Below are 21842 nucleotides of genomic sequence, written 5' to 3' on the forward strand. Positions count from 1 at the left end.
GGAAGCCACTGAAAAACTAAATACCGATAAAAATTTATAGTAATTATTTGCTTCTAAATAGAAGGTGGGATTCACTTCGCTTTCCACGGGCTTGGCTTCAGCCTCCTCGTCGCAAGCTCCTGCGGGGTCTTCAGCTCAAGCTGTTCCCGTAGGAGTCTTCGTGAATCCCACTTCCTAAAAGATCTGAGCGTATTTTTATTATAAAAATTTATTAAAATCGACTTTTTCAGTGCCCTAATTTAATAGAGGTGATTCGCATTGCTAACATTTCACGATTTCGTCCGTTAATACTTGCAAAGCGTCTTTTACATCCTCGGCAAATTGTACGGGGTGATCAATCTTCACAAAATGAATATACATTAACCGCGGATCTTCAAATAGCCAATGATTGTGGAAAGCCGTGACCAAAATATTATTTTTGCGAAGTTTACTAATAAACAAGTTTAGCTCATCTTCTAGAATTACTGTTTCTCCACTACAAAGCGCTTTTCCATCTGATGTTAATGATTCAAAAACAAACATTTGAGGAATTAATAAAAATGCTCTTCCTTTTCTCCCCATAACGCGAGGTTTTATATTTAAACGAGAGTCCATAACAGTACAAACACCATCTTCAAATGTATGCATTCCTCCAAGGATGTCATGGAATTTTTCGCAAAGTTTTTCTGCCAAGTCTAAAGTATTGTCGTGATTTTCATGGGATTTACCTACATCTTTTTTTGTCAATACCCGTAAAGCCCTTCTTGTTTTCCTCGCAAAAGAAAGTGGTTCATCAATCGATTGGAAATGAATGTACAATAGGCGAGGCTCTTCAAATAACCAGTGATTGTGTAGTGCCGTAACGATAATACCATTTTCCCTTAAACATGAAATAAATGGGTTAATCTCTTCTTCAAGAATGACAGTTTCCCCTAAACATAAAGCATTTCCCTCATCATCAAGCTTTTCAAAAGAAAACGCTTGAGGTACAAACATAAATGATTGTGCATTCCGTCCTAATACAGTTGGATGAATATTTGTTCTAGATCGTGTTGCAGTACATACTCCATTAATTACAGAAGGTGTGGATCCTAAAATTCGTGCAAATTCCAGGCAAAGCTTATTAGGCTGTTCCGTATTCATTTCATTCATGAATCGCATAATTCCCTTCCAATAAATTTACTTATAGTGAAATTGTATTCCAGTAAATTGTGAATGGTTGGGCAATTTAGCCTAAAACTTGAGAGTGCTAGCATTATCATATTATTTTTAAATACAACGCCATCATTCCAAAACCCGCCAAAGTATACAGAACAATACTTAATGCATGAGACTTTTTTAACGAAACAAACAGAATCTCAGTAATGGTCACCATTAGAATCAATCCGATTGTGAAGCTCATAATGAATGCAGAAATGAGAAAAAACTCTTGACCGATAAATTTTCCGATAAAAGCCCCAATCGCAACAGGAATGGATACAATAAATGAAAAGATAATCCAAAGAGAGCGATTATGCTTCACGAGCATTAATGGGGTAAATAGTATCACCCCTTCTGGAATACTATGAAAAAAAAGTGCTTGTAATAGGGGATATCGTAACTCCGAATCTACATTTGCCCCAAACATAATTCCCATCGGCAAATTATGTATTAAAATACTAAGCATTAAAAGTAAGCTAATTTGTATATTTGAACTTTTTTTAGAAAGTAAATCTTCAGTATGGTTGTAGTGAAGTATACTGTGTAATCCTCGAAATAGGAAAATTCCTAAAAATATACCAACAAAACTATTAAACCAACCGCTAATTTCAATTGTCTCTGGGATCATTTCAATACTTATTAAACCTAATATTAGCCCGGCGCAAATCGCATAAATAACATTCATTTTCTGTTGAAATCCTCTAAATAACCAGGCAATACTACCACCGATCATTATTCCAGCAAACGTACTTAGAAAAGCAATAAGCCACATTCGTTCACACCTTTTTCCGGCATTTACTAACGTATATGGCTTATTCAATGAATTTATGTAATATGTAAAAGAAAATTAAAAAGGAACAAGCTTACCCTGTTCCTTTTCATCGTTATTGTTAATTTTTGTCACCTAAAGCAATAATCTTTGTACCACTTAATATAAATAGCATATTATTGCTTGAATGTCTTGTCCAATTTTCAGAAGTAGGTTGTATGGCATTTAAGTCATATGCCCCATGTTCATACCCAGTACCTTGGTTAAATAAGGTAGCTGCTTCTATTATCTGTGGAGTAAAGATTGTACCAATAAAAGATAAAAATAGAATAAGTAAAAAATTTAATTTCTTCAAATACTCCCCTTCTTTCTTTAGAATTTATTCCTATAATTTACAATTATAAAAGAAAGGCGAAAACTATGATATCGTAATATAGATAAATTACAATATATGTTTTCACCTTGTAAGGACGTCCTATATAGCTTTTAGATGTCCATCAAATCTATTTAACTAGGAATAAACATAATTGGACATGATGCCATTGTAAGAGTAGCTTGGCTGACACTCCCTAACTTACGGCTAGAATCGGCATTCATCCCTCTTGAACCCATGACGACACAACGTACGGATTCTCCATTTGATTCAGAGATAATTTCAATCGCAGGTGTTCCAATTCGAATTTTAGAAGAATATGAAACTCCCTCGTTTTCTAATAATGCTTCAGCTTCTTTTATGATTCCTTCACCTAATATAGCAATGCTAGGTTGAATATTAATAACTTTAATTTCATCACCGTACGCTTTTGCCATTGTAATTGCAAACTTTAAAGCGTTTTGTGCAATTCTTGATCCATCAACTGGCACAACTATTTTTTTACTCATCACATCACTCTTTCCTAATGCAACTCTACTTGAATTTAATTATCCCAGTTTTTGTAATTTTGTAAAGAGATTCATTCACTAAAAACCACTTTGTCTTTTTTCCCGTGTAGTAAAAAATAAAGGCCGGATGATGCCAAAACGACAAAGGCTAAAATGAGGTATAACATGCTATAACTTAATGTAGGAATAAAGAATCCTAGTAGATAAGGACCGAATCCAAGCCCTGCATCTAAAAATATAAAAAAGGTTGATGTGGCTAATCCCATACGGTGTGACGGATTGAGTTTGATGGCAATTGCTTGAGTACATGATTGCATGTTACCGAATCCAAGACCAATTAGAACACCGCCTAATAAAAATGTAAAACTATTTTGAGCAACACCTAAAAGGTACATTCCGATGGCGAAAAGAATAAAGGCAGGATACATCACGGTATTTGCACCTTTTACGTCCATTAATCGCCCTGTGAATGGACGTGAAATTAAAACAGCTAAAGAGTAAAAAAGAAAGAAGAAACTTGCTGTACTAACTAAGTCGATTTCAATTGCATAAAAATTAATAAAGGATAAAACACTTGAGTAACAAAAGGCAACCACAAGTGTAATTACTGCAATTGGAACAGCATTTGGTTCAATAAATTGAGACAATTTAAACCCTTTTTCAGTTGTTTCTTTGGTAATCACCAATACAGGTACACGTACAAATAACGCAGTAATGAAACTAAAAAGTCCTAAAGCCAGGCAAAGGATAAAAATCCATTGAGTACTTGTATGCTGCGTCATATATAGCCCTATGAAAGGTCCAATAGCTGTAGCCAATGTCGTACTCATACTATAGTAGCCGATTCCTTCTCCCTTTCTAGTATTAGGAATTACTTGGGCAACAATCGTTCCTGTGGCTGTACTCGCAATCCCTAAAGTAATCCCATGTAATAACCGGGTAATAAGTAAGAAAGTAATGCCTAAATGGATAAAATATAAAACAGTTGTGGATATAAATAAAATTAATCCTATAAATAAAGTTCTCTTACGTCCAATTGAATCGATGTACCGACCAATACACAAACGGCCAATTAAAGTTCCAACAATAAATATCCCTGTCACCAATCCAGCTTGGCTTGTTGTTGCATGATATTCGTTTACTGCAAAAACACCTATAATTACAATTAATAAATAAAAAACCAATGTTAATAAAAAATTGACGCCGGAAACGATGAGAAAATCCTTTGTCCACAATTTCTCTTTATTCACTTTTACTATCCTCACGTTTCATAATATTGTTTTGAATTTTAGGCAGTGTTTGGTAAGTGATAATTTGTTCTTCTTTTGATAACCCTTCCATCACGTTGGTTTCTAAATTTGTTATTTTTGTTCGGCACTCTTTATAAATTTGTTCCCCTAATTCTGTTAACTGAATGATTTTTTCACGCCGATCTTTCCCTGGAATTTGTACTACGAATTGCAATTCTTCCAAGCGATGAACTCTTCTCGTAATGGTTGGCTTTTCAACATTGTAATAATTTGAAATATCTACAAGTGTTGAAGGTCCATAATTTTTTATATAAAAAATAACTTGCCATAGTGAATAAGAAAGTTGATAAATGCTCATTAATTCATTTAAGGAAGTAATTAACGATCGATACAATCTTAAATAATTTTGAAAAAAACCTTCCATTATAATTTCTCCTTCCAAATTAATTACTTTGGGTAATAGTTACCTTAGATAACTATATATTTTTTTATGAAATTTTTCAAGAGCTACAAAAAAAGCCAGTCTCACATTAGGAAACTGACTTCCATTTTTAATAACTAGTCTAAAGTAAAATCATACCTAATAATGCCCCGGAAAGTACAACCATCCACGGCGGTAATTTCCAATATACAAGCATAAAGAATAGAATTGCAGCAAGGGCAAAGTCTAATGTTTCGTAAATCGAACTAGTCCATATTGGGTGGTATAATGCAGAAAATAGAATCCCTACTACTGAAGCATTAATACCAATCAACGCCGCTTTAATTTTAGGGTTATTTCGTAAATCATTCCAAAAAGGAAGTGTCCCCAAAATTAGTAAAAATGCAGGAAGAAAGATTGCAAATGTAGCAAACAAACCGCCTTGCCAACCTGCTACTACAGCTCCAATATACGTAGCAAATGTAAATAACGGACCGGGTACAGCCTGTGCAGCACCATAACCCGCAAGAAATTGCTGTTCACTTAACCAACTAGTTGAAACAAATTCCTGCTCTAGTAACGGCAAGACAACATGTCCCCCACCAAAAACAAGAGAACCCGAACGATAGAAGCTATCAAACATTGAGACCCATTGTGATGAAAAATAATTACTTAGTACCGGTAAGAAAATCAATAATCCAAAGAATACACTTAAACAAGCCGCTCCAAATTTTTTCGATATAGGGAAATGTGTAACTGTTGAATTCTCTGCTTGAATTGTTTCTCTGCGATATAAAATATAGCCGATAATACCCGCTAATAAAATAACAGCAATCTGTGTAAAGGCTGTTTGCCAAAGCAATGTTGAGATTAATGCAAATAATGCGATTGTTTTTCTTTTATTATCAGGCGTAAGGGTTTTGGCCATACCTAAAATAGCATGAGCAACAACTACTACGGCAACAATTTTTAACCCTTCTATCCAACCAGCATCCTCAATACCAAATGTTTGAAGCGCTGTTGCAAAAATTATTAACGCAATTACAGAAGGCATTGTAAATCCTAAAAACGAAATAATTCCTCCTATTAAGCCGCCACGCATTACACCTAAACCAATCCCAACTTGGCTACTAGCAGGTCCAGGTAAAAATTGACACAAGGCAACTAAATCCGCATAATTCTTTTCATCCATCCATTTTCTCCTGCGAATATATTCTTCATGAAAATATCCTAGGTGAGCAGTAGGACCTCCAAATGAAGTAAGTCCAAGCCTGGTTGACACTATTAATATTTCTAACCAAATTCTCATTCTTGTCATCCTGTCATCACTTCCTTAATCATTTATTTCTTTAAACAATTCATAAGCTTTTTCACGAGCTTGAACTAGCACTTCCTCTCCTTTACTTGTAGCTTTATAATATTTTCTAATTTTCCCCTCTACATTTAGTTCTTGCTTTTGTAATAAACCATCTGATTCCATATTGTGAAGGATTGGATATAATGTACCTGCACTTAATTCATATCCATGTTCATGCAACTCTTCAAGCATCCATGCACCATAAATAGGGTGATCTTTCGCATGATAAAGAATATGAATTTGTATAAATCCTAAAAATAGCTTTCGTAATATTTTACCTTCCAACTTTCATACTCCTTTTTAATTTCGAAAATCGATATCGAAAACTGATATAGTAACTACTCATACAGTACCATATTTTTTTCTGAATCGATTCGTTTAATAATATCTTAAAACTATTTTACAATCTCTTAATATTAATGTATAAATGCGCATTAAAAAGGCATAGAGATCAAGATTTCTCTATGCCTGGATTAGCATTATAAATTAGCATTTTCTACTGATAACTTTTGTCTAACGCGTAGCTTTTTCATAACAAATCTAGCAAGTGGTTGGGCATCCTGCATTCCCCAAAATTGTTTTTACACCTAAACAAATATCCTTGCATAAGATGCATATGTATTTATTTTAAATGAGGTGAAGAAGACTGATGGCTTTAAATATGGATTATACCTCTCCTTCAACGCAATTCACTTTTGATCTGAATAAGAGCCCATTATTCATAAAAGATAGTAGAAACTACATTAACCTATTAGGAAAAGGCCAGTTGAATACACTTGATAATGTATCACTACTGGACATTTTCCTAAGTGCTAGTAATGTTGTAGAGCCGCACTATCATCAAAATGCGGCGGAGTTAGTGTATTGTATTTCTGGTGCTGCTACTGTTTCAATACTAAATCCATTTACTAAAGAAGTACTTAATTTCCCTATTACTCCTGGTCAAGTGGCGAACGTTCCACAAGGTTGGTGGCATTATGAAATGGCTACGGTTGATAACACACATCTTTTAGCAATATTTAATGCATCCACTCCCGAAGTTATTTTAGGGTCGGACATCTTAAAATTTACTCCGGCTAATGTTATGGCGCATACTTATTGTCTCGACGAAAATCAATGGAAGCAAGTTATTTCGCCAGTTAAACCCTCAACCTACATCGGCCCTTACAGAGATTGCAACAGAGAACATAAAACTATTGCTCAACAAAATGTTTTTCAACAGTATCAGCAGCCCCAGTACATTCAACAATCCCCCTCATACGTTCCCCAACATTGGCACTATTGGGGGTAGCAAGGATTGGCATGGATTATTTCCATGTCTTTTTTAAAAGTTAAAATTGTCTGGATCTGGACCTACACGAAGATTTTCATTCAACCCATCAATTATTATCATGTCTTCTTTCGTTAATTCAAAATCAAAGATACTAGCATTTTCAACAATTCGCTTTTCTTTTGTTGATTTTGGAATCGTTATAACCCCGTTTTGCAAATCCCAACGTAAAATAACTTGTGCAACGGTTTTATTATATTTGTTGGCAATGTCTTTTAACGTATCGTTATCTAACAATTGGCCTTGCATTAAAGGCGACCATGCTTCTAATTGGATATCGTTTTCTAGACAAAATGCCTGTAGCTCTTTTTGTGTTAATTTTGGATGATATTCAACTTGATTAATCATTGGCTTAATTTCTGCATCTTTCAATAAATCCTCAAGGTGATGAATTTGGAAATTACTCACTCCGATTGTTTTCACTTTACCTTCTTTATATAGAGTTTCCATTGCACGCCACGCATCTTTATATTTCCCTGCAACGGGCCAGTGAATTAGATATAAATCTAAGTATTCTAAATCAAGTCTTTCTAAACTTTTCTCGTATGCGGCAATTGTTGCTTCATAGTCTAAATCGGTATTCCAAACCTTTGATGTAACAAATAAATCTTCTCTAGAAATTCCAGCTTCTTTTAAGCCCTCCTTAATACCTTTTCCTACACCTTGTTCATTTTGGTAGATTGCTGCTGTATCAATACTGCGGTACCCATGTTTAATTGCAGTTTTTACTGCGTTCACTAGCTCAGGACCTTCTGCTACTTTAAAAACACCTAGTCCAAACCAAGGCATTTTTACTCCATTATTTAAAGTTGTTGTGTCTTGTAAATTTTTAATACTCAACGTTAAATCCTCCATTTTCAATCTTACATATTTTCTCCTTAGCATTTACATGAAAATGGTCAATTTTAAAATTCAATCGGTCTTTCTTTGTTTAAAAACTATAGACATTGCCACAATTAAACAAATAATCCCGAGAAAGATATTCAATACAACTTCCCAAACGGTACCTGTAAACACATTGGAGATACCTCCTATAATAAATAAGAAAGATAAAATAATCCAAAACCATAACTTATATTTGTTGTATAGTATGTTAATCATTGCTGTTTTCCCTACTTTTTTTGTCGATTTCGTAGCCTTGATACACACTTTCCCAATCAAGCGGTCTACACATTCTATTTTCTATTTTATCTATAGGTTTAAATCCATACTTTCCATAGAGGGAATGAGCATCCTTTGTAGCTAGTTGAAAACTCGTTCCCTTTAATTTTGGGTGTTCAGTAATAACACTCACTAACCACTTACTAAGGCCACGTCCTCTATATTCGGGTAGAATAAAAACATCCCCTAACCACGAAAACCTTACAAAATCAGACACAACTCTTGCAAAACCAATCTGTTTAGCAGGGCCATTCAGTGGATTTCCGTCGTAAACACCATAACAAAGTATTGAATTTTCAATGGCTGCTTCTACTAGTTCTTTAGCAATTCCTTTTGCCCAATAGGAATCGTTACTTAGGAAACTGTGTATTATTTCAATATCTAAAAAGCTTTTATTCGTACAAATAGTCATTCCATCATTGTTTTCCCAAAGTGAGTTCACCTGTAATTCCATTTTCATTTCCCCCTAAAATAGATTCATATTGAATTTATTTTGCTTCAGTGTAACTTTTGATAAATTTATCAACTTGTTCACTCATTTCTTGGTATTGAGTCCAGTGTAAATAATGGTGGCCTTCCAAGGTAATGAGTTTACTAATTTCTTGATTACGTAATTGCTCTTGATAAAATGTAATATTTGATTTCCCTTCTTCATTGACCTGATCTTCCTCCGTCGTAAACATCAGTACAGGCATAGTTGAAGGAAATGTCATGTTCTTTGTTTTTTCAATATTGTTTCCTAACTGCTGTGCTTCTTCTATAACATTGCGATTATATGCCTTCCAAGCGGAGAGCCTCTTTGTCATACTTAAATTTTCATTAGAATAAGTCCCTTCAGCAGCTATTGGAAGAAAATTATCAGGAATAATATTTACTGCAGCCCTAGCAATTCCTGTAGGTGCTACGAATTTCAAAAATCCAGGCAAACTTGGAGCAGTTTCTTGGAAGTATTCTGTTGCCATTGGTAATGTACTGTCAATTCCTATAACTGCTTCTACCTCATCTGGATACTGATTTGCGTAATACATACTATAGATCCCCGAAACAGAGTGGGGCATTAATATATATGGGCCTTCGATTTTACTTTTCTGCAGTGCAACTCTAATTTCTTCTACAATGTTCTCTACTGTTCGTTCCTTTTTTGTTACGTCACTCCAACCATATCCAAACGGTTCAATCACTACTACTTTATTATTTTTTTCTATCTCATTTATTAATGGTTCAAAATCTAATGCAGGAGCTGTCGTACCTAAACCACTTAATAAAACAACTGTATGTTCACCTTCTCCTTTTTCGTAAACATGCATTTTCTTCCCTTCAACTTCAACGTAATGTCCAATCGCCTGATACTTCTTTTGCTCATATTTTGTCATTATTAAATTGATAATCATCCATAATAGAAAAATAGATAATAAGATTAAAAGTAAATTTCTAACAACAATCCATATTTTCCGCTTCATATGTTCACGTTCTCCTCAACAAAACTAATTATATTAGTTTAACAGTTTTAAAAAAACCAATTCTTCAATTGGTACGATTATAGCCTACCTAAATGTGTATCTTTAAATTCAGTACTATATTTTAAACCATAACCTAAAGCGCGATCCATTCCAATATGAGCACTCCACACCAATCCAATTAATAAGAGTACTTCAATCTTCAATAAAGTTGATACTGCTACTAATAGAAGTGGAATGGTATAAGTATGGAAAACATTGTAGATGTATGCACCCACTGTATTATTAATTGCATACCCTATCATACCTACATCCGGTAAGAACAATAAGATAATAAATAGAACCCAACTAAATTCATTTACGTTATAAAACACAAGAGCAAGCAAAAAGACAACCAGCCCTTCTAAACGCATTATTTTGCTCAATTTATAACCTCCATTTCTATTATAACTTAACAATTGACTTAACTAACGAACGTTAGTACACTATTAATTATAATTCCTCAATATAAAAATGCAAGAAAAAATATCCGAAAGAGGAATGCTTTATTTTTAATCTTAGAAATTCCGTTACGGGGGGATAACCATGTTTTTAAATGCAAAAATAGAGACCGATAGACTCATCATTCGTCCATTTTGTTTAGAAGATTTAGATGAACTATATTCGGTTGTTAGTGAGGAAAATTTCCATGAATATATTCCTGAAGAGACTCCAACTCGTGAGAATCTAGAAAAAAACATCATTTGGTCAATGCAACAAAATAAGAAAAATACTCAAGATAAAATTTATAAATTTAATCTTTCTATTATTCATAAGAAAGATCAAAAACTAATTGGTTTTTGTGGACTTGGACCTGATGATCTGAACATGGGGGAAACTGAGATTTACTACGGGATTTCCAGCCTATACAGAAAACAAGGACTAGCCTTTGAAGCAGCTAAAGCTACATTGCAGTATGGATTTGAAGTAATTGGACTTTCTAAGATTATTGCCTTCGTTGATTATCGAAATGAGCCATCAATAGGAATTGTAAATAATCTAGGAATGAAGTATCACTTTAGAATTGGAAACCTAACAGAACAATATAAGGATTTTGAAGGTCAATGCTATTACACAATGTTAGCAGAGGAATATTTCCATAAAGTGAATTAACAATTGGGTTGTAAATTTTTTGATAAGAATTATGCCCTACAAAAAAGTTGGAACCAATCAAAAATTAATATGTTCCAACTTTCATCCTGATTTACCTGTGTTGATCCACTAAAATTGGATTGCCGTCTGGATCTTCGACAATAAAACTTGCAGGGCCTTCAGTTGATTCATCAGCCTCCGTAATCATTTTAATCCCTTTTGCTTTAAGCTCTTTTTGAAGTTCTCGAATGTCGGTAAATTGATCGAGGCTTTCTGCATTTTGATTCCAACCTGGGTTAAAAGTTAGAATGTTCTTTTCAAACATACCTTGGAATAGTCCAATAATGCTATCTTCATTCTTCATAATAAGCCAGTTTTGAGCAATGTCCCCTCCAAAAACCTGAAATCCTAGGTCTTCATAAAAAGCTTTAGATTGATGAATATCTTTCACATTTAAACTTACAGAAAATGCTCCAAGTTCCATATTTCCTCCTAAGAATCTTATATTTTTTAAAACAAAATCAATTAGTTTATTAAGATATACAGCCTGACCCCTTCTATTTAATTATGCATTCTCCAAAGAAATTCCTTCCATCACAAAAAAACTTAGACCTATGTATATTCATAATATCCTAATTAACGAAAGGGGAAGAATAATGGATTTTTTCGAGTTTACTTATAATGAAGGTGATACTTTTCAACACAAATATAAAGCGATTGAAAAATATGTGAAGAAAAATATTAAAACTAAAGTAAAGTTAGAATGGAAGCCAGAAGTAACTATTCAAATTTTTAAAGACAGGGGCACGGTTTACTTGGAAAAAGACTTGTATGATTTAAACAAAAATTACATACAAACTTTATATATCCAAGTTTGCGGTGGGGTTACCTTATATAAACACGTTTCACTTAGGTTAAAATATCTGTCGGATAATAACGCTTGGATTGTTACCTATGTCAATCATGACCCATTAGCATTCATTCGAAATGTAATGCGTTAATTCAACTTTTATTCTCTCAGCTTATAAAAAATAAACTAGAATTAGCGTAAGCACACCCTTGCAAAGAAAGTACAAGGGTGATAGCGTTAGAAGTTTCATAGATTTACCTGTTAATTGCGATTAGATTACTACTAATATTTCTTTTAGTTGCTCTTTTATTATTTTTATTTGATCTGAAACAATCTTCTGATGTGAATAGATAAACCTACTATTAAAATGTAGCCCTTCAAGTGTTGTAATAAGCATTTCTACACAGGTTGAAACAGGGTACTGAGGCGCAAACTCACCTGTTTCAATTCCTGTTTCAATATAATTTTTTAAAGAGTTCGAGTTGATTTCGTATCTTGTTTGCAAAGTTTTACTATCAATAATATAGGCTGAACAGTTAGAGTTCTCTTCAATTAATTCAAAGAAGAACTTTTTTTGTTCGTCTAAAAAGGATTCTATCTTTCTCCATTCAGATATAGAATTAATAATTATTAAATTTTGGTTCACTTTATTAATAGGGTAATCCAGCATTGGCTATCCTCCATTTCTTAAGCTCTTAAAGAAAATCTACTTGTGTTTTTTGAGTCGTAAGCCCTTCAGCAATTAACATAATCATAGTTTCTAATACCTTTGGGAATACTTCTGGTCCGATTTCCTCTTTTAAGAGTGGTAGATAGGATAAGCATCGGTGTATGCCCATAATTATTTCAGGTTCAATCGGAATAATTTCCCCTTCTTGTTGCAATTTTTCTAATAAGGGTATGAAGGTAGAATTGTCTTGTTCAATTAGGGATGTATATTGTCCCGGCGGTAACTTCCTAATTAAATATTCTGTTTCATTCCTCTCATATAAATTTCGATGGAATGGATTTGATTCAAGATATTCAAAGGTACCCTTACATACTTGAATAATCATGTCTTTAGGAGTTTTGGCTGAAAGCATTATTTCTGTAAGAAATTGATTGTATTTTGACTCCTCCTCGAACCAAATTTCTAAGAAAAGTTCTTCTTTTGATCGAAAAAATGTATAAAATGACCCCTTTGCAATACCACTTGCTGAGATGATGCTGTCAATACTCGTCTTTCTCAATCCAAATTGCAGAAATAATTCTTTTCCTTTCTCCATTAATCTCTTTCTTATTATGTCTTTCTCATTTTCACTAAAGCGTGGCATTAACATCGCACCTCATTTGAATCAATATGACTATTTCGGTATTTTTAGTCATAGAAATTATAAATGATTGACGCTTTATTGTAAATAAATACCCTCTATGAAAAGTAAGCTATAACCTAATCTGTCTCTTTTAAATAATTTGTTGATTTTATAAAAAAGCATAAAATAAATGCTACAACTATTAGAAGAAAAGCAGACATAAAGCCATAATTAAGTCCCTTCAGCAAAGCAGAGGTACCATCAAAATTATTATTATATTTAATTACTGTGGCTGACATTACTCCTACCATTATTGCAGAACCTAATGAAGCAAACACTTGGCGGACAGTATTATTAATTGCTGATCCATGACTTATTAATTCATTCGGTAATGCATTAATCCCAACTGTTGCTAATGGAATCATTACTAATCCCATACCTAACATCCTTAATGAATAAAGACTAACAATCCACCAAGTAGCTGTTTCCTTAGTGAGAAATACGAAAGGAAGTGATGCTATAGTTAAAATAAGCATACCAATCGTTGCTATTTTTTTTATGCCATGCTTATCAATTAGTTTCCCAGCAATTGGTGAAATCACACCTAAAACAAGGGCACCTGGAAGTAATATTAGACCAGATTGAAGTGCAGAAAATTCCTTAATTGTTTGTGTATAAATAGGCAAGAGAATTTCTGAAGCAATCATTGTCATAAAAATAATCGCCACAATTATTGTAGACAATGTAAAAGTTCTGCTTTTAAATACTTTTACCTCTAAAAAAGGTTGTGCCAATTTTAACTGTCGATGGGTAAAAAGTATAACGACAACAACTCCTATTATGCAAGATATCCATGAAGTCATATTTTGCCATCCTACATTTCCTGCAATACTTATCCCATACAAAAGTAAACCTAAACCTAAACTACTCAGTATAAGAGAGAAAACATCCAGCTTTGGCTTTGTTAATTTAATAATATTTTTCATATAAAAAAATGCTAGTAAAATATTGATTCCTACAATTGGAAGGAGTATATAAAATAAATAGCGCCAATCAAAAGAATCAACTATCCAACCAGATACTGTTGGGGCAATTGCAGGTGAAAATGCTATAACTACTCCCACTAATCCCATTGCTTCTCCTCTCCGTTCCACCGGATAAACCATAAACATGAGGGTTTGCATTAAGGGAATCATCAACCCCGATCCCATAGCTTGAATAATTCGCCCTATTAGTAATGTTGTAAATGTTGTACTAAGTGCACAAATTACTGTTCCAACTGCAAAACTACCCATTGCTATAAAAAATAAAGTTCTATTAGTTATTGTATTTAACAGAAATGCAGTAGTTGGAATCATTATGCCGCTGATAAGCATAAATGATGTGATTAGCCATTGTGCATCAATAGCATTTATATCTAGATCTCCCATTATCTTTGGTAAGGCAGTCACCAACAAAGTTTGGTTTATAATCGTTAAAAAAGTTCCTAACAGTAAAACAAGTACAAATCCAGCTCGTTTAAATTGATTTCCATATATATCAACTGGTTGCATCTGATTTTTTTCCATAATTCTTCTCCCTCTCAACACAAAATAAACATAGGTATATTTTTTTATACCTAAGTCCATTCCTTATGATAATGTGGTATAATAATAATGTCAATAATTTCTTTAGGAGTAAAAATATATGAATAAAAAAGAAAAAATCATTGAAGTGGCTAAACAACTATTTAGGTCAAAGGGTTATCACGATACCTCAATTCAAGATATCTTGGAGCATTCCAAAGTCTCAAAAGGGACATTTTATAATTACTTCTCAACAAAATCTCAATTAATTCTCCATATTATTCAAAAAGTTGATGAGAAAGTAGAAGAACAACAAAATATGTTGTTACTTGATGGTCTGCCTAATGATAAGCAAATTTTTTATTCCCAACTTCGGGTAAAACATTCTATCTATGGAACTGAAAAAATTGCAGAGTTATATAATATTTCTTTAGGAGAAAATGATGAGCAGCTTCAAAAGTATATAGTAAATAGCCATTATAGGGAGCTGAATTGGTTAGCAAATCGTTTAATAGAGGTATATGGCAATGATATAGAAGAAAGTGCTATGGATTTATCTACTCACTTTATTGGGGGATTAGGTTATCAATTTAGATATTGTGACCAAATGAAGCTGAATGTCAATAGTTCGGATATTTTAGATTATAATATTTTACGTTTAGAAAAAAATATTGAACTAACAAAACAAAATCATCAAACCCTATTCCCATATAAATCATCAAGTTCATACGATAATCAAGACACTGCCATTAGTAATATACAAAAGTTATTAACAACAAATAAAAATAAATTTCCACAGGAAGCTCAAGAAATAATTAACTTTATTTTAGAGGAAATTCAAAGCTCATATATAAGATGGGGTGTTTGTGAAGGAGCTATTCGACAATTAATAATATTGTCTTCACCTATGACAGGAAATGAACAGCTATTGAATGAAGTATTTAACATTATTCATAAAAAAAATAATAAATAAATTAATCATACTCAAGATGTCAACAAAGCCTTTTAAATCACTTTGTTGACACTTTTTATACAAAAATTGCTTATTGTTGCACTATAATCGGGTTCCAAAATGGAATAATATCAGATTCTATTAACTGTTTAGTTCACTACAAATTTCTTTTTTCATTTCTCTTATCGACTTGGACCATCTATACCTTTTGCTACTGCTGTTTTTATAATTATATAAACTACAAGTAAATAAAATAGGCTTATAAGTAACCAAAGTCAAAAATCCATACTCCCCCCTTTTACGTTCACGCACACATTTTAACATTTTAGTTTCGATAGCAAAAAAAGCGTCTCTACTTAATTGTAGTAACGCCCTGATTGCTGGATAACTTTTTATCACTTCTTATTAACGAATAATGTTTTACTCTATTACTTTCCAAAAGTCCGCGGTATAATTCGTATTATTAAAAACAACATCAATAGTTTCATAAGGTAAGGGTTCTGCAATACTTACCTTATACACATTATTAAGTAATGGACTTCCGAATGAGAGCTCTAATTGTTTATCATCTAAATTAAACAGTATTGAATGAACCGTTCCAAAATTATGTCGATAGTTATGAACAGTTAAACCATTTGGATACTCTCTTAAAAAGAGACTTTGTAATTGGCTTTTCGATATAAAATCAGTACCTTCTAAACTATTTTGCAACAAATTATATCGTATTATCGATTGTTCCAATTTCCCTTTTTCTTTTTTCATGATATCTGGTAGTAACGCGTGATTGGTTGCGTTAATAAAACCTATTTTAGTATCGGCTCCTTTTATAGCCATTTCTCCATCATAAGTTTCTACTATAGCCGCATTCCCTTCAGCATCCGCCAAAAGCAAATTCATATTTGTACCGATAGGCATGTCTTCTAAATAACGAATTCCTTCCTCTACATTTTTACAATTTTCTAGTAACGCTCTTACGATTACCATAAATTGCAATCCACTTGTAACGGGTTTTTTCATTCCTGGGTGATTCCCAATCGGTATACCACATGAGGCAAATGCTACACATAACCCCATTTCATTTAGTCCTTCACTCCGCCCGAAGTAAGATACAGAGAATCCAATATGACTATATTTCCCTTTTACCTTTGTTGTGCAAAGTCTCATATCAGATATATGAGGAGACAAATCATAATTTCTAAGAACATATGTCTTATTATCACTCGTTTTCATCGGCAAAATAGCACTTAAACTACAGCCACCTGGTTGTAAACAAGCTTCTGTATAGAAGGTTAAATCATTTACATTTATTCTTAGAGCTTCAGCAAAACCTTGAAGTTCTTCATTTAAACCTGGATTAAATTGATCAATTAACGTTTTCATCTTTCTAAAACTGGTTTCATCTATAGGCTGAGTTGATATAAATTTCTTTATTGCATCTGGAATTTTTTTAATTTTCTCTCCCTGCGAACTTCCTATCTCGTAACTGTTGCCTTCTAGAATAGAAAAAGAAGCTTTTAATAAATGCATATTTGTCACTCTCCAATTCAAATTAATGTATAAAATATATATTTCAACTAATTTTTTGGAAGTATATACTTTCAACAGTGTGAATCTATGTCCAAAAAGTAAAATTGAATCATACTCTTTATCACGTATTCGTGAAAATAAACCCTCCAGCAAGTAGAGAGTTTAGAGCTTTTTAAAAGTAAGCACCAAATACTACACACCTTCTAATAATTGCCGTGTTTTGTGATAATCACATTAACATCAATTGTTAGGAGGTTTTTTTATGTTACTAGATGAACGAAAACAGATGTGGCAAGATCGCATCGATGCCTACAAATCCAGTGGAGTGCCGAGTGTAAAAGCTTGGTGTAAACAAAATCAAGTAGGTGTCCAAAGTATGTATAGCTGGATGAAACGATTGGAAACTGAACCGACTCACGTCGCTTATCCCCTTACACAATGGGTTGCCATCGATTCATCCAACTCGATGGAAGAAACACCTACTCTAACAGTTAAGGTAGGAGATGTTTCAATCGAAATTAAAGAAGGCTTCAGCCATTCACTTTTCAATGAAGTGCTTCAGGTTCTTCAATCCCATGTTAAGTAAAACTCCGATTAACCGGGTCTATTTAGCAACGGGTGCAACAGATTTACGGAAGTCGATTGATGGATTGGCAGCGATTGTTCAAATGAGTTTTCAACTCGACCCTTTCTCTTCCAATCTATTTGTCTTCTGTAATCGCAAACGTGATAAGTTGAAGATTCTCCATTGGGATCATAATGGTTTTTGGTTGTATTATCGTCGTCTTGAAGAAGGCGTTTTTGAATGTCCAGATGAACAAACAGCTACGCATCTAGCGATTAGTCCTCGCCAATTGAATTGGTTACTTGATGGGATTAGCTATGAACAAAAACAAGCCCATCCAAAAATGGATGCAAAAGTTATCATTTAGAGAGAATTGACCATCTATGTCACCTCTCTTTATGGTATTCTATTTTCATGGAAAAAAATACGAATGAACTACAAGATACAATTGAAGAACTCGCAGCAAAAAATGCGGATTTAGAAAAGCAAAAAGAAGTCCTAGAGGCAAAAGTGAAATGGTTGGAAGAACAATTCCGACTAAGCCAACAAAAGAAATTCGGGACATCTAGTGAAAAAACAAATCCGGACCAAATCGAACTTTCTCTTTTTAATGAAGCTGAAATCACAGCGGATGCAAAAGTGGAGGAACCTACACTCGAAACGATTATGTATAATCGAAAGAAATATGTAGGACAACGAGATGCGAAACTTGAAAACTTGCCTACGGAAACGATTCATTATCGTTTATCCGAAGAAGAGCAGGTCTGTTTGTGTTGCGGTGAAACTGTGCATGAAATGAGTAAGGAAACACGACGAGAATTAAAGATTATCCCTGCTCAAGTGAAAGTCGTGGAGCATATTCAACATATTTACAGCTGTCGTAAATGTGAACGTGAAGGAATCGAAACACCGATTGTCACAGCTAAAATGCCAGCGGCAGTTTTTCCAAAAAGTCTCGCTTCGCCTTCTTCAATGGCGTATATCATGAATCAAAAATACGTAGAAGGAATGCCATTGTACCGAATTGAAAAACAATTTGAACGACTTGGTGTCTTTCTATCACGCCAAACGATTGCCAACTGGGTAATATATGGTTCAATGAAGTGGCTCTCACCGCTTTATAATCGCTTGCATGAGCTTCTACTTCAACTTGACCGCCTGCACGCAGACGAAACAACAGTTCAAGTTTTAGCAGAACCCGGAAAGGCTGCAAATTCCAAATCCTATATGTGGTTATACCGATCTGGCCGTGACATAACACCGATTGTTTTATACGATTACCAGACTTCGCGCCACAGTAAGCACCCAAAGGCATTTCTTAAGGGGTTTTCGGGATACCTTCATGTCGATGGTTATGCGGGATACCACGATTTGAAGAATGTGGAGTTAGTTGGATGTCTAGCTCACGCACGAAGAAAGTTCGATGAAACGCTCAAATCGTTGCCTGCCAATGTAGATAAATCTACAACTCTAGCGGCTGAAGGACTCCAATACTGTAATCAATTATTTAAAATTGAGAAACAGATAGATGAGGAAATCAAAAATTGTAGCCCAGAACAACGGAAAGAAGAACGTCAAAAACGCAGTCAACCCGTGTTGGATGCTTTTTTAGCATGGCTTAAATCTAAACGCCCTCAAGTTCCACCAAAAAGCAAACTAGGTGAAGCAATTAACTATAGTTTAAACCAATGGCCTAAACTTATTACCTTTATGAAAGATGGGCGTCTTGAAATTGATAATAATAGAGCGGAGCGTTCTATTAAACCATTCGTTATGGGAAGAAAATCATGGCTGTTTTCCCAATCTATGAGAGGTGCAACTGCCAGTGCCATTATCTATAGCATTGTAGAAACTGCCAAAGAGAACCAGTTAAATCCCATGAGCTACTTAAACTATCTTTTTGAACAATTACCACAAATAGATCTAGATGATCAGGAAGCACTTGATCAGTTCCTTCCGTGGTCAAAGACCATTCCAAAGGAATGCCGTATTCCTGATAAAGTTAAGTAAAGAATACACCAATGCCCACCTGAAAAACTAGGTGGGCATTATTTTACGCTTACTTTATGAAGAAAATGGAGAAGTCATTGGTTTTGCCACATTTAAACGATTTTATCCAAATGAAGGGTATAAATTTCCCATGGAACATTCTGTTTATGTCTCATCAAAACATCAAGGAAAGGGGGTTAGAAAATAACTTTTACAAAAATTAATTGAAGAAGCGAAGAAACGAAAAGTGAGAACGTTAATTGCTGGTATTGATTCAGAAAATGTTGGAAGCATCAAATTGCATGAACAGTTTGGTTTTCATTTGGTCGGTAGATTAAAACATATCAGATATAAATTTGGAAAATGGTTAGACATTGTCTATTATCAATTAGATTTATATGAATGATGAATAAAAGAAATTGGGTTATTTACTTAACCTAGTTATTCCAAAATCTGGGTGCTGTTCTTTGATAAGAAGAGCGCTTTTTTCAGTTATTAAAGTTATGTATTCAAACATGGCATCTCGCTTTGATAAACGCAATTGTTACCGTTGTAAACCAAAAATTGCGAAGTATTTTAATTTACCAAAAGATGATATAACCTAAAGGCACATTAAACGATCGAGAGCTTCCTTCACATGTACGATAGGCTTCAAGGGGCATTTGTCTTTACCTCACATAATTTTGCAATACTGACTATATGAGAGAGAAGCGATTTAACAAAATTCTGAATAAAAATAACACAATTTTGAAATACTCACGATGATAACGTTTTGAGAGGAATTTATTATGTACATAAACAAAAATTTGTCTGCACATATTAAGGGTAGATTCGATGATTGTGATGATTTAGTAACGAAAACATTCCCAGAGTTAGAAATTGAGGTATTATTTTTCGGGCATTTAGTAGGGGAAGAGGAATTGAATAATAATATTGTACAACCATTTTCAAATATAAAAAACGATGAAGTGAAAAATATATTAAGAAGAATAGAATTTAAACAAGAAGAAGATATTAACTCAATGGTTAATGGGATTCTGGAAGGAAAAGCATTAGTCATTTTTAAAAATTCACTAGCATATGCAGTTGATATTTATGTTCCAAAAACAAGAAGTGTTGCAGCTGCAGAAATTGAAACTGTGATTGTAGGACCTAAAGAAGCTTTTATAGAAGACATTGGAACTAACCTATCTATGATTAGGAGAAGAATAAAATCAGACTGTTTAAAGGTCCTTAGTTATAAAATAGGCACGATAACTCAAACGAAAATGTATCTATTATATATTGAGGGTATTACTTCCCCTGTGTTAGTTAAAGAATTGCAAGAAAGAATCAATAACATTGACATAAAAGGGATTAATGATTTAAATCAACTAATACAATACTTAGACAGGAAGCCGCTTTCTATTTTCCCACAATATTTTACGACAGAGCGTCCAGATGTTTCAACATCAAAGTTGCTTGAGGGAAGAGTTATTTGTTTGTTAGATGGTAGTCCCTATTCATTATCAACCCCTACTAGTTTTTTTGAATTTTTTCAATCTCCAGATGATTACAACCAAAGATGGATACTTGGTACTCTATCCAGGGCATTAAGATTTGCTGCATTAGTAATAACACTATTTGCTTCTGCATTCTATGTAGCAGTATCTATGTTTCACTATGAGATTATTCCTGTTAAATTACTGCATGAGTTTATTAAATCAAGAAGTGATGTGCCATTTAACCCACTAATTGAGGCATTAATTATTGAGAGTATTATTGAGTTGTTAAGAGAAGCAGGAGCAAGACTACCGTCTAAAATAGGACAAACAATTGGTATAGTAGGAGGTATAGTTGTTGGTACTGCTGCTGTAGAGGCTGGTTTTACGAGTAATATACTAATTATAGTTGTTTCTATATCTGCTATATCTTCTTTTGTAGTTCCACATATTATTATGACCGCTTCTTTAAGAATTGCTCGATTTATATTTATTATTCTTGCATCAATAGCGGGATTCTTTGGAATCATTTTCGGATTCATTATTTTATTAATTCATCTTTGCAGTATAAAAAATATGGGGGAATATTATTTTAAACCTATAGCACCATTATCTTTGAAGGACTTAAAAGATACTATTATTCGTGCTCCTTATCAGTTCTTTAAGAAATAAGTTAAGGAAGAG

25 protein-coding genes and 1 pseudogene are annotated in these 21842 nt (G+C 33.6%); 9 read left to right on the top strand and 17 right to left on the bottom strand.

Translation table 11 applies throughout. The features are described from left to right. Positions 1 to 261 precede the first annotated feature (261 nt). The 8 genes from CRO00_RS17830 to CRO00_RS17865 all read right to left on the bottom strand — a co-directional run bounded on the left by CRO00_RS17830 (position 262) and on the right by CRO00_RS17865 (position 6143). On the bottom strand, positions 262 to 1131 hold the full coding sequence (locus tag CRO00_RS17830; RefSeq protein ID WP_097075105.1) for a DUF1259 domain-containing protein: 870 nt from the start codon (positions 1129 to 1131) through the stop codon (positions 262 to 264). 106 nt (positions 1132 to 1237) lie between these two features. Continuing rightward, positions 1238 to 1999 carry a ZIP family metal transporter gene (locus tag CRO00_RS17835; RefSeq protein ID WP_161946731.1) on the bottom strand — a complete coding sequence of 254 codons (762 nt, stop codon included), beginning with the start codon at positions 1997 to 1999 and terminating at the stop codon, positions 1238 to 1240. 70 nt (positions 2000 to 2069) lie between these two features. Then, the gene (locus tag CRO00_RS17840) at positions 2070 to 2303 is read right to left on the bottom strand and encodes a hypothetical protein (RefSeq protein WP_097075034.1); all 234 of its coding nucleotides are present in this window, start codon (positions 2301 to 2303) and stop codon (positions 2070 to 2072) included. A gap of 152 nt (positions 2304 to 2455) precedes the next feature. Further along, a complete protein-coding gene (locus CRO00_RS17845) occupies positions 2456 to 2830 on the bottom strand; it encodes a universal stress protein (RefSeq protein ID WP_097075035.1) in 375 nt (124 codons plus the stop codon). A gap of 71 nt (positions 2831 to 2901) precedes the next feature. Further along, positions 2902 to 4080: an MFS transporter gene (locus tag CRO00_RS17850; RefSeq protein ID WP_097075036.1), complete on the bottom strand. Its 1179-nt coding sequence runs from the start codon at positions 4078 to 4080 to the stop codon at positions 2902 to 2904. Beyond that, on the bottom strand, positions 4073 to 4504 hold the full coding sequence (locus CRO00_RS17855; protein WP_097075037.1) for a MarR family winged helix-turn-helix transcriptional regulator: 432 nt from the start codon (positions 4502 to 4504) through the stop codon (positions 4073 to 4075). The genes CRO00_RS17850 and CRO00_RS17855 overlap by 8 nt, the downstream gene beginning before the upstream one ends. A gap of 139 nt (positions 4505 to 4643) precedes the next feature. Continuing rightward, complete coding sequence (locus CRO00_RS17860; RefSeq protein WP_097075106.1) at positions 4644 to 5810, bottom strand: chromate transporter; 1167 nt, start codon at positions 5808 to 5810, stop codon at positions 4644 to 4646. Between the two features lie 24 nt (positions 5811 to 5834). Further along, positions 5835 to 6143, bottom strand: coding sequence for a PadR family transcriptional regulator (locus CRO00_RS17865; RefSeq protein WP_097075038.1), 309 nt, complete (start codon positions 6141 to 6143; stop codon positions 5835 to 5837). 364 nt (positions 6144 to 6507) lie between these two features. Here CRO00_RS17865 and CRO00_RS17870 point away from each other — a divergent pair, with 364 nt between their 5' ends. Then, on the top strand, positions 6508 to 7149 hold the full coding sequence (locus CRO00_RS17870) for a cupin domain-containing protein (RefSeq protein ID WP_097075039.1): 642 nt from the start codon (positions 6508 to 6510) through the stop codon (positions 7147 to 7149). A 33-nt stretch (positions 7150 to 7182) separates the two neighbouring features. Here the strand turns inward: CRO00_RS17870 and CRO00_RS17875 are convergent, their stop codons facing one another. The 4 genes from CRO00_RS17875 to CRO00_RS17895 all read right to left on the bottom strand — a co-directional run bounded on the left by CRO00_RS17875 (position 7183) and on the right by CRO00_RS17895 (position 10219). Next, the gene (locus CRO00_RS17875) at positions 7183 to 7977 is read right to left on the bottom strand and encodes an aldo/keto reductase (protein WP_237658475.1); all 795 of its coding nucleotides are present in this window, start codon (positions 7975 to 7977) and stop codon (positions 7183 to 7185) included. 304 nt (positions 7978 to 8281) lie between these two features. Then, positions 8282 to 8803: a GNAT family N-acetyltransferase gene (locus CRO00_RS17885; protein WP_097075041.1), complete on the bottom strand. Its 522-nt coding sequence runs from the start codon at positions 8801 to 8803 to the stop codon at positions 8282 to 8284. 34 nt (positions 8804 to 8837) lie between these two features. Then, on the bottom strand, positions 8838 to 9809 hold the full coding sequence (locus tag CRO00_RS17890) for an alpha/beta fold hydrolase (RefSeq protein WP_237658472.1): 972 nt from the start codon (positions 9807 to 9809) through the stop codon (positions 8838 to 8840). Between the two features lie 77 nt (positions 9810 to 9886). Beyond that, positions 9887 to 10219 carry a DUF4260 domain-containing protein gene (locus CRO00_RS17895; RefSeq protein ID WP_097075109.1) on the bottom strand — a complete coding sequence of 111 codons (333 nt, stop codon included), beginning with the start codon at positions 10217 to 10219 and terminating at the stop codon, positions 9887 to 9889. Between the two features lie 172 nt (positions 10220 to 10391). Here CRO00_RS17895 and CRO00_RS17900 point away from each other — a divergent pair, with 172 nt between their 5' ends. Continuing rightward, a complete protein-coding gene (locus CRO00_RS17900) occupies positions 10392 to 10958 on the top strand; it encodes a GNAT family N-acetyltransferase (RefSeq protein ID WP_097075042.1) in 567 nt (188 codons plus the stop codon). Between the two features lie 91 nt (positions 10959 to 11049). Here the strand turns inward: CRO00_RS17900 and CRO00_RS17905 are convergent, their stop codons facing one another. Then, positions 11050 to 11421, bottom strand: coding sequence for a VOC family protein (locus CRO00_RS17905; protein WP_097075043.1), 372 nt, complete (start codon positions 11419 to 11421; stop codon positions 11050 to 11052). A gap of 172 nt (positions 11422 to 11593) precedes the next feature. On the opposite strand from CRO00_RS17905, the gene CRO00_RS17910 reads away from it, so the two are divergent. Then, positions 11594 to 11938 (top strand): hypothetical protein, encoded by a 345-nt coding sequence (locus CRO00_RS17910; RefSeq protein ID WP_097075044.1) that lies wholly within the window; start codon positions 11594 to 11596, stop codon positions 11936 to 11938. Positions 11939 to 12058: 120 nt separating this feature from the next. Here the strand turns inward: CRO00_RS17910 and CRO00_RS17915 are convergent, their stop codons facing one another. The 3 genes from CRO00_RS17915 to CRO00_RS17925 all read right to left on the bottom strand — a co-directional run bounded on the left by CRO00_RS17915 (position 12059) and on the right by CRO00_RS17925 (position 14647). Further along, positions 12059 to 12457, bottom strand: coding sequence for a hypothetical protein (locus CRO00_RS17915; protein WP_097075045.1), 399 nt, complete (start codon positions 12455 to 12457; stop codon positions 12059 to 12061). Positions 12458 to 12482: 25 nt separating this feature from the next. Continuing rightward, positions 12483 to 13100 (bottom strand): TetR/AcrR family transcriptional regulator, encoded by a 618-nt coding sequence (locus CRO00_RS17920; RefSeq protein WP_161946732.1) that lies wholly within the window; start codon positions 13098 to 13100, stop codon positions 12483 to 12485. A gap of 116 nt (positions 13101 to 13216) precedes the next feature. Continuing rightward, entirely contained in the window at positions 13217 to 14647 is a 1431-nt protein-coding gene (locus CRO00_RS17925) for an MDR family MFS transporter (RefSeq protein ID WP_237658473.1), read from the bottom strand. A gap of 118 nt (positions 14648 to 14765) precedes the next feature. Between CRO00_RS17925 and CRO00_RS17930 the strand changes: the two genes are divergently transcribed. Continuing rightward, positions 14766 to 15617 carry a TetR/AcrR family transcriptional regulator gene (locus CRO00_RS17930; protein WP_097075047.1) on the top strand — a complete coding sequence of 284 codons (852 nt, stop codon included), beginning with the start codon at positions 14766 to 14768 and terminating at the stop codon, positions 15615 to 15617. Between the two features lie 399 nt (positions 15618 to 16016). On the opposite strand, the gene CRO00_RS17935 is transcribed toward CRO00_RS17930, so the two are convergent. Then, positions 16017 to 17123, bottom strand: coding sequence for a C45 family autoproteolytic acyltransferase/hydrolase (locus tag CRO00_RS17935; protein ID WP_097075048.1), 1107 nt, complete (start codon positions 17121 to 17123; stop codon positions 16017 to 16019). A gap of 262 nt (positions 17124 to 17385) precedes the next feature. Between CRO00_RS17935 and tnpA the strand changes: the two genes are divergently transcribed. The 5 genes and pseudogenes from tnpA (at position 17386) to CRO00_RS17965 (ending at position 21830) form a co-directional block, all read left to right on the top strand. Then, positions 17386 to 17709 carry an IS66 family insertion sequence element accessory protein TnpA gene (gene tnpA, locus CRO00_RS17940; RefSeq protein ID WP_097075049.1) on the top strand — a complete coding sequence of 108 codons (324 nt, stop codon included), beginning with the start codon at positions 17386 to 17388 and terminating at the stop codon, positions 17707 to 17709. Next, entirely contained in the window at positions 17699 to 18055 is a 357-nt protein-coding gene (tnpB, locus tag CRO00_RS17945; RefSeq protein ID WP_097075050.1) for an IS66 family insertion sequence element accessory protein TnpB, read from the top strand. The genes tnpA and tnpB overlap by 11 nt, the downstream gene beginning before the upstream one ends. A 47-nt stretch (positions 18056 to 18102) precedes the next feature. After that, the gene (tnpC, locus tag CRO00_RS17950) at positions 18103 to 19698 is read left to right on the top strand and encodes an IS66 family transposase (RefSeq protein WP_097075051.1); all 1596 of its coding nucleotides are present in this window, start codon (positions 18103 to 18105) and stop codon (positions 19696 to 19698) included. A 31-nt stretch (positions 19699 to 19729) separates the two neighbouring features. After that, positions 19730 to 20083 (top strand): annotated as a pseudogene (locus tag CRO00_RS20625) (GNAT family N-acetyltransferase). A 382-nt stretch (positions 20084 to 20465) separates the two neighbouring features. Further along, positions 20466 to 21830, top strand: coding sequence for a spore germination protein (locus CRO00_RS17965; RefSeq protein WP_097075054.1), 1365 nt, complete (start codon positions 20466 to 20468; stop codon positions 21828 to 21830). Positions 21831 to 21842 lie beyond the last annotated feature (12 nt).

This window comes from Ureibacillus xyleni (assembly GCF_900217795.1).
GTDB lineage: Bacteria > Bacillota > Bacilli > Bacillales_A > Planococcaceae > Ureibacillus > Ureibacillus xyleni.

Bases quoted from the DNA above. Each gene is read 5' to 3' on its own strand.
- CRO00_RS17830 (WP_097075105.1), bottom strand. From the start codon at position 1,131: ATGAATGAAATGAATACGGAACAGCCTAATAAGCTTTGCCTGGAATTT.
- CRO00_RS17845 (WP_097075035.1), bottom strand. From the start codon at position 2,830: ATGAGTAAAAAAATAGTTGTGCCAGTTGATGGATCAAGAATTGCACAA.
- CRO00_RS17855 (WP_097075037.1), bottom strand. From the start codon at position 4,504: ATGGAAGGTTTTTTTCAAAATTATTTAAGATTGTATCGATCGTTAATT.
- CRO00_RS17860 (WP_097075106.1), bottom strand. From the start codon at position 5,810: ATGAGAATTTGGTTAGAAATATTAATAGTGTCAACCAGGCTTGGACTT.
- CRO00_RS17870 (WP_097075039.1), top strand. From the start codon at position 6,508: ATGGCTTTAAATATGGATTATACCTCTCCTTCAACGCAATTCACTTTT.
- CRO00_RS17875 (WP_237658475.1), bottom strand. From the start codon at position 7,977: ATGCCTTGGTTTGGACTAGGTGTTTTTAAAGTAGCAGAAGGTCCTGAG.
- CRO00_RS17885 (WP_097075041.1), bottom strand. From the start codon at position 8,803: ATGGAATTACAGGTGAACTCACTTTGGGAAAACAATGATGGAATGACT.
- CRO00_RS17890 (WP_237658472.1), bottom strand. From the start codon at position 9,809: ATGAAGCGGAAAATATGGATTGTTGTTAGAAATTTACTTTTAATCTTA.
- CRO00_RS17895 (WP_097075109.1), bottom strand. From the start codon at position 10,219: ATGCGTTTAGAAGGGCTGGTTGTCTTTTTGCTTGCTCTTGTGTTTTAT.
- CRO00_RS17900 (WP_097075042.1), top strand. From the start codon at position 10,392: ATGTTTTTAAATGCAAAAATAGAGACCGATAGACTCATCATTCGTCCA.
- CRO00_RS17905 (WP_097075043.1), bottom strand. From the start codon at position 11,421: ATGGAACTTGGAGCATTTTCTGTAAGTTTAAATGTGAAAGATATTCAT.
- CRO00_RS17910 (WP_097075044.1), top strand. From the start codon at position 11,594: ATGGATTTTTTCGAGTTTACTTATAATGAAGGTGATACTTTTCAACAC.
- CRO00_RS17915 (WP_097075045.1), bottom strand. From the start codon at position 12,457: ATGCTGGATTACCCTATTAATAAAGTGAACCAAAATTTAATAATTATT.
- CRO00_RS17920 (WP_161946732.1), bottom strand. From the start codon at position 13,100: ATGCCACGCTTTAGTGAAAATGAGAAAGACATAATAAGAAAGAGATTA.
- CRO00_RS17925 (WP_237658473.1), bottom strand. From the start codon at position 14,647: ATGGAAAAAAATCAGATGCAACCAGTTGATATATATGGAAATCAATTT.
- CRO00_RS17930 (WP_097075047.1), top strand. From the start codon at position 14,766: ATGAATAAAAAAGAAAAAATCATTGAAGTGGCTAAACAACTATTTAGG.
- CRO00_RS17935 (WP_097075048.1), bottom strand. From the start codon at position 17,123: ATGCATTTATTAAAAGCTTCTTTTTCTATTCTAGAAGGCAACAGTTAC.
- tnpA (WP_097075049.1), top strand. From the start codon at position 17,386: ATGTTACTAGATGAACGAAAACAGATGTGGCAAGATCGCATCGATGCC.
- tnpB (WP_097075050.1), top strand. From the start codon at position 17,699: ATGTTAAGTAAAACTCCGATTAACCGGGTCTATTTAGCAACGGGTGCA.
- tnpC (WP_097075051.1), top strand. From the start codon at position 18,103: ATGGAAAAAAATACGAATGAACTACAAGATACAATTGAAGAACTCGCA.
- CRO00_RS17965 (WP_097075054.1), top strand. From the start codon at position 20,466: ATGTACATAAACAAAAATTTGTCTGCACATATTAAGGGTAGATTCGAT.